General features: G+C 57.6%; 11 protein-coding genes. 6 read left to right on the top strand and 5 right to left on the bottom strand.

Annotation, left to right across the window (positions count from 1 at the left end; all coding sequences use genetic code 11):
• From A3754_RS14555 to xthA, 4 genes are all read right to left on the bottom strand, one after another.
• Positions 1 to 804: serine/threonine-protein kinase (locus A3754_RS14555; RefSeq protein ID WP_063520277.1), on the bottom strand; the 804-nt coding region annotated here is incomplete at its 3' end.
• A 73-nt stretch (positions 805 to 877) separates the two neighbouring features.
• A complete protein-coding gene (locus A3754_RS14550) occupies positions 878 to 1,381 on the bottom strand; it encodes a two-component system response regulator (protein ID WP_063520276.1) in 504 nt (167 codons plus the stop codon).
• A 51-nt stretch (positions 1,382 to 1,432) separates the two neighbouring features.
• Positions 1,433 to 2,458, bottom strand: coding sequence for an ion transporter (locus A3754_RS14545; RefSeq protein ID WP_063520275.1), 1,026 nt, complete (start codon positions 2,456 to 2,458; stop codon positions 1,433 to 1,435).
• Between the two features lie 12 nt (positions 2,459 to 2,470).
• Positions 2,471 to 3,286 carry an exodeoxyribonuclease III gene (xthA, locus tag A3754_RS14540; protein WP_063520274.1) on the bottom strand — a complete coding sequence of 272 codons (816 nt, stop codon included), beginning with the start codon at positions 3,284 to 3,286 and terminating at the stop codon, positions 2,471 to 2,473.
• Positions 3,287 to 3,444: 158 nt separating this feature from the next.
• Between xthA and A3754_RS14535 the strand changes: the two genes are divergently transcribed.
• The 6 genes from A3754_RS14535 (at position 3,445) to A3754_RS14510 (ending at position 8,519) form a co-directional block, all read left to right on the top strand.
• Positions 3,445 to 4,254: an alpha/beta fold hydrolase gene (locus tag A3754_RS14535; protein ID WP_063520273.1), complete on the top strand. Its 810-nt coding sequence runs from the start codon at positions 3,445 to 3,447 to the stop codon at positions 4,252 to 4,254.
• A gap of 2 nt (positions 4,255 to 4,256) precedes the next feature.
• Positions 4,257 to 5,132 carry an alpha/beta fold hydrolase gene (locus A3754_RS14530; protein ID WP_063520272.1) on the top strand — a complete coding sequence of 292 codons (876 nt, stop codon included), beginning with the start codon at positions 4,257 to 4,259 and terminating at the stop codon, positions 5,130 to 5,132.
• A 112-nt stretch (positions 5,133 to 5,244) separates the two neighbouring features.
• Positions 5,245 to 5,706, top strand: a complete 462-nt coding sequence (locus tag A3754_RS14525; protein ID WP_063518676.1) for a MaoC family dehydratase — start codon at positions 5,245 to 5,247, stop codon at positions 5,704 to 5,706.
• Positions 5,707 to 5,981: 275 nt separating this feature from the next.
• Positions 5,982 to 6,935 (top strand): hypothetical protein, encoded by a 954-nt coding sequence (locus A3754_RS14520; protein WP_063520271.1) that lies wholly within the window; start codon positions 5,982 to 5,984, stop codon positions 6,933 to 6,935.
• Complete coding sequence (locus tag A3754_RS14515; protein ID WP_063520270.1) at positions 6,928 to 8,016, top strand: diguanylate cyclase domain-containing protein; 1,089 nt, start codon at positions 6,928 to 6,930, stop codon at positions 8,014 to 8,016. Before A3754_RS14520 ends, A3754_RS14515 begins: the two co-directional genes overlap by 8 nt.
• Entirely contained in the window at positions 8,013 to 8,519 is a 507-nt protein-coding gene (locus A3754_RS14510; protein ID WP_063520269.1) for a DUF2505 domain-containing protein, read from the top strand. Before A3754_RS14515 ends, A3754_RS14510 begins: the two co-directional genes overlap by 4 nt.
• A 41-nt stretch (positions 8,520 to 8,560) precedes the next feature.
• Here the strand turns inward: A3754_RS14510 and A3754_RS14505 are convergent.
• The coding region (locus A3754_RS14505; RefSeq protein ID WP_156497003.1) for an SDR family NAD(P)-dependent oxidoreductase at positions 8,561 to 9,064 on the bottom strand (504 nt) is incomplete at its 5' end.

Raw genomic sequence — 9,064 nt, 5'->3', positions numbered from 1 at the left:
GTAGCGGGAGCGGTCTGCGGTATAGTGCCCCGGGCCGGGCTCCAGATTATCCAGTTGGGCAATCAGGGCACTGCCGCTTTCCGGGCGGTCTGCCGGGTCTTTGGCCAGCAACTGGCGGATCAGTGGCTGGTAGCGGCGTAATGCCACTGGCAGCAGGGGGACCGGGTCGCGCAGGTGGGCCAGGCTCATGCTACGTGCGTCCGGGGCGCTAAACGGGGGCTTGCCCGCCAGCATCTCGTAAAATACGCAGCCCAGGGAATAGAGATCCGACTGTGGCGTCAGCGGCTGGGAGCGGTGTTGTTCGGGGCTCATGTACTTGGGCGTGCCCATGATCGCGTTGGACTGGGTAACGCTGGTGTCGCGCAGCACGTTGGAGGCGATGCCGAAATCCACCAGCAGCGCAGAACCGTCGGCGCGGAACAGTACGTTGTCGGGTTTTACGTCGCGGTGAATAAAACCGTGTTCGCCGGCATAGTTCAGTGCGCCGGCCAGCTGGCGAAGTATGTTTTGAGCGTTGCTCTCATCGAGTGCACCGTCGGCGAGGCGCTGTTTGAGGCTGCCGCCGGTTACGTGTTCCATGGTGAGGTAATAATAGCCCTGATGCTCACCCACGTCGTAAACGGGAACGATGTGGGGATGGTTCAGGCTGGCAACGGTACGAGCTTCCTGCATGAAGCGCTCGGCAAAGCGGGGTTCCAGCGCCAGCGTCGGCGTCAGGATCTTGATGGCAACCTGCCGCTCAAAGGAGTGCTGGGTGGCAAGGAACACGTGAGACATGCCGCCTTTGCCCAGGCGGCTGGTCAATCTGTATCCGGGAATTGAAATGGCCATGATATTTTTTATGGGTCGTCCTGACCGTCGCAGTATACCCGTGGAACTATTCGGGTTGTTCACCGTACAGGGCATTCATTTCTGCCTCTGATCGGCGCGCTCGCGCTAATTTGGCTTCCAGCCTTTTTTTCTGCTGATCCAGGCCAAGAAAAAACGATACCTTGCTTTGTAATAGCTGGGGATCGATGGGCTTGAACAGATAATCCACGGCGCCACTGCGGTAACCCTGCTGTACAAAGCGGGTTTCCTTGGAGATCGCGGTCACAAAGATGATGGGCACATTCTGCGTGCGCTTGTGAGAACGCATGATGCCCGCGACCTCAAAGCCGTCCATGTCGGGCATTTGCACATCCAGCAGCACCAGGGCGTAGTCTTCCTTGAGCAGTTTGGACAAGGCTGCGTTACCACTGCTAACGCTATCCACCTGGCAATCCAGATCTTCCAGCACCACTTCCAGGGCAACCAGATTCTGCGGCGTGTCATCCACGAGAAGAACCCGGGAAGCGGGGAGTTGCAGGTCGTCGTCACCAGTGGGAGGAATGCTGTTCATGCTGTGGTCCGTGCTGTGCCTGGGTTGATACTTTTAACTGATACGAGCGTATCAACTTTTTACTGATTCGTCTCCTTCTTCCAGCTTCCACTGCTGAACGGCAACCTGGTTTTTCACTTGTTCGAGAACGTCCAGCAGGGTGTCGCGGACCAGTGCATCGAGTTGCTCACCTTCACCGCCGGCGGCGTCGATCAGATCGTGCAGCAGCTGTTCCAGCTGGGGACGATTGGCGGGGGAGGCCAGGTCATCCACCAGCTGATCCACAAAGGCGCTGCCGGTTTCACGCACGGCATCGCCCAGCAGGGCGATAGCCCGGGGGCCAGCGACGGGAATGGCGGCCAGGCGCCGGCCCGCCTGGGTGCGGACCAGGGATTCATCTGTCAGGTGAGAAAAGTATTCGGCCAGTTGATCGCGATATTGCCCATGGCTTCTCTGGGTGGCGTTGGCAATACGGGTGGCGACAAAGCTCACCAGTTGTTCTTTGCGTGGGGCCAGCACCTGGGATTCGATGCGGTGGAGCAGGGGGCTGCCGCCGCCAATTTCCTGCTGAGCGCCACTAAGCACATTGATCACTACACGGTCGGAGATTTCTTCCACGACGATGCCGTAGTACTTGAGGATGGTCTGGCCAAGCCAGGTTTGCGACAGATCCACGATGCCCATGCGTTGCAGACGTATAAGCAGGCTGATCACACGAAGAATTCGCAGCCAGCGGAAGCTGCCCACGGGGATGCAGCCGAGCAAATCGTACCAGTGCGCAAAGGGGTAGAAGAACCAGCGATGGTAGGTGCCGCGGGCAATGGCGACGATCCAGCGGATGGTGAACTCCGTCAGGTAGACTGCTACGAAGCACAGGTCGTAGAACAGGAAATCGTCGTGAATGGTGTCCCGGTAGAAGTTATGGAAGCCCGGCGTCAGTGACGCCAGAAACTCCTGAACAGGGGGCACCTGAAACAGCCAGTCGAACAGGATCAGGCCCAGATTGGCGATGACCAACACAATCATGCCCAGGTCGATGATAAAGCCAAGGGTATCCAGGTTGGCTTTCAGCTTTTCCGGGTGCAGCCTGATCTTCATGTGAGGCCCTGTTCAGCCGTTAAAACGAGCCCATACGGGGCAATGATCTGAGGGTTTTTCCATGCCGCGCATGTCGTAATCCACGCCGGTGGTGTCCAGCTTGGCCATGAGCGGTTCGGTTGCCAAGACGGTGTCGATACGCAGACCCCGGCGGGGTTCGCGATCAAAGCCCTTGGAGCGGTAATCGAACCAGGAGAACACATCGTCGGTGGTGGGGTTCTGGTGACGGTAGGTGTCGGTCAGTCCCCAGCCCACAAGGCGTTCCCACCATTCTCTCTCTTCTGGCAGGAAGCTGGTCTTGCCTTCGCGCAGCCAGCGCTTGCGGTTGGCTTCGCCAATGCCGATATCCAGATCGGTGGAAGAAATATTGAAATCCCCCATCACCGCGACCTGATCGCTGGGCTGGTGATGGTTGATCAGATAATGCTGCAAATCGTCGTAGAACTTTTTCTTGGCTGGAAACTTTGTCGGGTGCTCGCGGTTTTCCCCTTGCGGGAAATAACCATTGAGTACGGTGACCAGGCTGCCGTCGCTATGTTTCAGGGTGCCGATGATCATGCGCCGCTGGGCATCTTCCACGTCGGTGGGAAAACCGTACTGCACGGATTCCAGTGGTTCACGGGTAATCAATGCCACCCCGTAGTGGCCTTTCTGGCCAAAAAAATAGGGGTGATAGCCCATATCCCGAACCGCCTGCTCCGGGAATTCCGGATCATGAACTTTGGTTTCCTGCAGGCCGATTAACGCGGGCTGGTACTTGTCGATGACCGCCTGGAGTTGATGCAGACGGGCACGAATACCATTGATGTTGAATGAAATCAGGGTCATAGCGCCTCCTTTGTGCCGGCATTGTACACTACCTGAAAAGCACCGGTCGCATACGTCTCTACCGTGACGTATGGCGCTATCGGCCATGGCATGGCAGCTGTGAGTGCCGCTATGATGTGCCTTTTGTTTGGGTCGGATATTGGCCCCAGGGAGAGTTCATGCCTGAACAATCAGGGCAACGTCAGGTGCTTGCCTTCGCTCACGCCAATGGCATACCCGGCCACAGTTACGATACTTTTCTTGCGCCGTTGTCCGATGAGTACCAGTTGGTGGTACTGGACAGAGCGGGCCATGACCCTGCCTTCCCGGTGGATAATGGCTGGCATAGCCTCAGCCTGGAACTGGAGGCGCAGCTGGCGCCGTTGCCCAAACCCATTGTGGGGGCCGGGCATTCGCTGGGGTCGGTATTGATGTACCTGGTGGCGCAGCGCCATCCGGAGTGGTTTTCCTGTCTGATAATGCTCGACCCTCCCATGATGAATGGTTTGCATGGGGCGTTGATGCACGCAGCAAAACTGACGAGACAAATTGATAAGGTGACCCCGGCAGGGAAAAGCCGTGGGCGGCTGGACTACTGGCCTGATTGGGACTCGGTGGTCAGCTATTTTTCTTCTCGCGGGCTGTTCAAGGCGTTTGATCCCCGTTGTTTGTCCGATTACCTGAAAGCCGGTGTGGAACCCTGGCAAGACGGCTGGCGGCTGCGTTTTCGACCGGAAGTGGAAGTGGAGATTTTCCGCCATACCCCCACAAACGCCACCCGGTTGCCACGGTTGAAAGTGCCGGGCGCGATCGTGACTGGCAAGGACTCGCCGTCCCCTTTCCATGACAGCGCCAGGCGTCACGTGAAACGCCACCGCATGTTGCATCGCATTGCGGAAGGCTCGCACATGTACCCACTGGAAAAACCGGAACAGACCCTCGCGCTGTTTCGTGAATTGCTGGATGAACTGCAACCGAAGGGAGCCTGAGAATGGACGCCATCGAACGAAAATTCAGTGTCTACGGCCAGACTCTCAGCGCCCTCGAATGGCCAGGCCGTGACGACGGCGAAACCGCCGAGCCCGTGCTGGCGTTGCATGGCTGGCTGGATAACGCGGCTTCATTTTCGCCTCTATCAGCTTATCTGAAACGACCTTTGTTGGCGCTGGATGTGTCCGGCCATGGCCATTCCGATCATCGACCTGATGGCGTGGTCACGCATCTGGTGGACCACGTTCGTGATGTGCTGGCTGTTGTGGATCAGCTGGGGTGGAAGCGGTTCACCCTGATGGGGCATTCCATGGGGGCAGGTATTGCCTGCCTGTTCGCGGCGGCCTGCCCGGAGCGGGTATCCCGGTTGGTGTTGATCGAAGGGCTGGGCCCGCCCAGCACCGACGGCAAGGACGTGGCAACAAACTTGCGTAAAGCGCTGGATGATTCCTCCTCGCTGGCAGGCAAACGCAAACCGGTCTACGCCCGGGTCGAGGATGCTATCGAAGCCCGTACCAAGGGCTTTGGCGGGTTGAATCATGCGTCGTCCGGGCTGTTGAGCGAGCGCGGCTTGATGCCGGTGGAAGGGGGGTGGACCTGGCGGGCAGACAGCCGTTTGCGGCTCACCTCCTTTCTGCGCCTGACCGAAGAGCAGGTAGAGGGCTTTATTCGAGCCATCAAGGCTCCCACCTGCCTGATTATTGGTGAGCAGGGCATGGGCGGAAATGGCATGTTCGATCACCGGTTGGGCTGGCTGGAAGGGGCCTCAATTGTACGGCTGCCAGGGCGCCACCATTTGCACATGGAGGAGCCGGAGAAGGTGGCTGCCAGTATTAATGATTTTCTTTGCGCAACGGACGCAGCGGTTGAGGACTGACCAAAACCATCAGGGTAGGCATTGATCCGGTTTTAATAGGTCATGGTGCTGTGAACCTGTGCGGTTATCCTCGAAAGAAAACCGAGACAGATTCCGTTAGGAGAGCAGCATAATGAAAGTGGTTGAGGTCGCAGCATTGGCCGATTACGTCGGCAAGGAATTGGGTGCTTCAGACTGGTTTCAGATCGATCAAGAGCGCATCAATGCTTTTGCCGATGCCACTCTGGATCATCAGTTCATTCATGTGGACCCGGAACAAGCGCGAAATACCCCCTTTGGCACCACCATCGCTCACGGTTACCTGACGCTGTCGCTGCTGCCGTATCTGCAGGCGTCCATCGACGATTTTTTGATGCCCAAAGGCATGAAAATGGCGATGAATTATGGCTTCGACAAGCTGAGATTCATGGCTCCGGTGAAGGAAGGAAAGCGGGTTCGCGCGCGTGCTACCTTGCTGGACGCTACGGAAAAGCGTGAAGGGCAGTGGCTGCTCAAGTTTGCGTTCACGGTGGATATCGAAGGTGAAGACAAGCCCGCGCTGGCGGCTGAATGGCTGCTAATGTACTTCGTCTAATCAGCTTTGCCTGCGGTTGTGTGAAGACAGGCCGCAGGCAGTTGTGCGAAGGGGATGGTGGCGGCAAAGCCCTGACACTCCACTGTTTTTTCCGCGTGTTGTTCACTTCTGTGACCTCTCTTTGGTGATTTCCTGCTATTCTTGGTCTGCTGATTTCGTCGTACTCTGGTGTGCCGACAGCGCCGGTGTCTCTCCCGGGCACAGACTCTGATATGAGCGCAGACACACACGCTCGGCATATAAGAAAAACAGAACAGTAAAGGCAGGGCAGGAAGATGTTGCACCGTCCCCGGCTGTGGTTACGCCACGTCATAGATAACCGCTCCGCCATTCGGCGGGATTTGCGCCTGAGCCTGAGCCACATCACCGACATTCCCCGAATGGTTATGCCTGCGGGAGATGAGCCGGGCGTTAGTTCTGAGCTCTCTCTGTCGTCCTATTCCAGCCGTGGCGAAGCACTGCTTTCCTTGTTGCAACTATTGGTTCCGGCCACCCGTGAATCCATCAGCCAGGGGACGCTGGTGTGCCATCCGCCCCGGGCCGTGCGTGAGAATACACGCAGCCGGTGGTTTTTCATTAATGGTATGGGAACAGCGGGGCCGGTGGCACTCCTCAATACGTCTGAGATCGCCCGTTTGTTCGGGCGGCCGGTGCATTTGATTCACACCCCAACCTGGGGCCTGGTGCGTGATGTGGCCGAATCCATTACGGCCAGAACGTTGCGCAAGGACGGCAAACTGTCACGTCCAGCAATGCATATCCTGGTGGATGCACTGGAAAACAATGATCGTGTTGTGCTGATGTGCCACTCTCAGGGCTCCATCGTTGCCAGTTACATCGTCCGCAAACTGTTGCGCCATCCCAGTACCCGTCCTCTGGTCAAGAAACTGGAGCTGTATTGCATTGGCGGCGTGGCCGACAGCCTGGACATTGATCCGCAACTGACTCTCGCAGCAGGGCACCCGGTCCCGTATGTGGAACATTTTGCCAATGGTCGGGATTATCTTGCCCAGTTGGGAATCCTCTCCCATCTTGATAGCACCGCCGGTACGGTTTACTGCATGGCAGACCGGCCCGGGCATCTACTCAACGAGCATTATTTACCTGCCATTGTGCGGGGGGATTTCTGTCAGCGCCGGTCACGGCTTTATGGTTACGTACGCGGGCGCGAGCCCGGGCCGCAGGGTGCGCTGGCGATTTTGAAAAAGGAAACCGGCAATCATGGATAAGGCCCCCAAACCCTTATTGCTGTTTGTGGATGACTCCAAGGTAATGCGCCTGGCGGCTGACAAGATGCTCGGTGGTGAGTTTCGCGTCGAGGTGGCTGAAAATGGCCTCCAGGCCTGGACCATGATTTGCAGCAACCCGTCCATCAGTGTGGTGTTCTCGGACCTGGCCATGCCGGAGATGGATGGCTTTGCGTTACTGAAAAAAATCCGCACCAGCGAGGATGAAGGCATTGCCGGGTTACCGGTCATCATCGTCACCGGTGCAGAAAATGATGAAGAGGCCCGAGCTGAAGCGCTGCGCCTGGGAGGAACGGACTTTATCAGCAAGCCGTTTAACTCCACGGATTTGCTGGCCCGGGCCAGGGCCCATGCCAATTACCAGAACGAGCGTAAGGAACTGGCCAAGCAGGCAATGATTGATCCGCTGACCCGGCTCGGCAATCGCCGTTACCTGGAGCACCGCCTGCGCCAGGAGCTGGCATTGGCCGCGCGTCAGCAGTACAAGCTATCAGTTGTGCAACTGGAGATTTACCAATTCAATCAACTTTTCGTACAGCTTGGTAAAAAGCGAACGGATATGGTGTTGTTGAAGCTGGCGCAATCACTGCGTGGGGTGATCCGCAAGGAGGACTCCCTGGCGCGTAGCAGCGTGGCGCAATTTACTGTGCTGCTGCCCAGTGCCGGCCCGGCGGGCGCCAAACGATTCGTGGAACGGGCGTTGAAAGTCAGCGAAAAGCTGGCCTTCCAGTTTCGTGGCAAGGTGCAGCGTTTGCCGCTGACCGTAATTATCCAGACCCCGGCCGCTCATGTGGGATTGACGCCGCGCCAGGTGCAATTGACCCTGGATGAACAGTTGAAAAAGGCCCGTACCCTCGGGCCGGGTGCGGTACTCAGTGATGATGCGGACACCACCTTGTCGGTGGATGATGCGGCACCCATATTAACGATTGAACAGGCACTGGCGCTGTTGCGTGCCGGCAAATCCCGTCCCGTCATCAGCGCCTTACCGGATTTGAAACGCCAGCTGGCGCCGCTGTTACAGTTGATGAAGCGGGTGGCCTCAGGGCAGGAGACAGTATGAAAGTGATGGTTGACCGCCAGTACCCCATCGGTGTGGACCGGCTTTACGAAATCCTGACGAGCAAGGCGTTCTATGAGACGCGTTACGAATGGGGCAAGGTGGACAATTACCGCTTTGGGGCCTTTGAGGATACCCCGCGGGGAAAGTTGATTCAGCTGATTCAGCCCATTGAAATACGCACGGACAAGCTGCCGTCTGTGGCGCGCCGCTTCTTGCCGGAAAGCGCGGATTTATTGACAGAATTTCTCTGGACGCCGACGACGCAAGCTGGCCGCTACCAGGCCGAGTACCGGTTTGAATTGGGTAATGTGCCCATGAAAATCAGTGGTGTAATGATCCTCACCGGGGATGACAACGAAGCGGTTCAGCACACCGAGGTGGAAATAAGCAGCTCGGTACCATTGGTGGGGAAAAAACTGGTCTCGCTTGTCGCACCGAAAATTGACGATGCGCTGGCGGGGGATTACCGGCACACGCTGCGCTACGTGGAAAACTTCGCCTGAGCCTGGTTGGGTTGCGGGCCTCTCGTTTGTGGAGCGCCGTTTTACGGTTCCCTGCGGCGATAGCGCTGTCCGCGTTGCTGCATTTTGCGGTCCCAGTGTTTTCTGAACCAACGTTTTAAGCGCCATTGCGCCCGGGTCGGCGCTGAGGGCAGATGCAGGGTTGTGCCCGCGGGCTTGTCCAGCATGGCAATGATATCGGCACTCAGAGAGAGGGCAGTATCCAGGCTGTCACGGGTCTTGCGTTCAAAGCGGGCCTGGCTGAGTGGGTCCGTGGCATCCAGCTGTTGAGACAACTCCCGGTAGAGAGGCAGTGCAATAAGGGCGGCGCTGACCGGGCTGTTGGCGAGTTCGCTGTTCAGGCTTTCGGTTAGGGCGACAATGCCCGCGTAGGTGCTGCTGCTTGCTGATGTCAGTGGCCCGGCCAGTAAACCGCAATCGGGCACCACATTAATAATTTTTCCGTTCCCTTGTTTCTTCATGGCCGTCAGAGCACGTTGGCAGCTGTGTACCACGTGCATCATTTGCAGGTTGGCCAGGCCTTGCCA

The sequence above is a fragment of the Alcanivorax sp. HI0083 genome, from assembly GCF_001635175.1.
The sequence above is the reverse complement of the archived record's forward strand: the minus strand, read 5'-3'. Positions and strand labels throughout refer to the sequence as shown.

Coding starts and splice junctions, on each gene's coding strand:
- A3754_RS14550 (WP_063520276.1), bottom strand. CDS start 1,381: ATGAACAGCATTCCTCCCACTGGTGACGACGACCTGCAACTCCCCGCT.
- A3754_RS14545 (WP_063520275.1), bottom strand. CDS start 2,458: ATGAAGATCAGGCTGCACCCGGAAAAGCTGAAAGCCAACCTGGATACC.
- xthA (WP_063520274.1), bottom strand. CDS start 3,286: ATGACCCTGATTTCATTCAACATCAATGGTATTCGTGCCCGTCTGCAT.
- A3754_RS14535 (WP_063520273.1), top strand. CDS start 3,445: ATGCCTGAACAATCAGGGCAACGTCAGGTGCTTGCCTTCGCTCACGCC.
- A3754_RS14530 (WP_063520272.1), top strand. CDS start 4,257: ATGGACGCCATCGAACGAAAATTCAGTGTCTACGGCCAGACTCTCAGC.
- A3754_RS14525 (WP_063518676.1), top strand. CDS start 5,245: ATGAAAGTGGTTGAGGTCGCAGCATTGGCCGATTACGTCGGCAAGGAA.
- A3754_RS14520 (WP_063520271.1), top strand. CDS start 5,982: ATGTTGCACCGTCCCCGGCTGTGGTTACGCCACGTCATAGATAACCGC.
- A3754_RS14515 (WP_063520270.1), top strand. CDS start 6,928: ATGGATAAGGCCCCCAAACCCTTATTGCTGTTTGTGGATGACTCCAAG.
- A3754_RS14510 (WP_063520269.1), top strand. CDS start 8,013: ATGAAAGTGATGGTTGACCGCCAGTACCCCATCGGTGTGGACCGGCTT.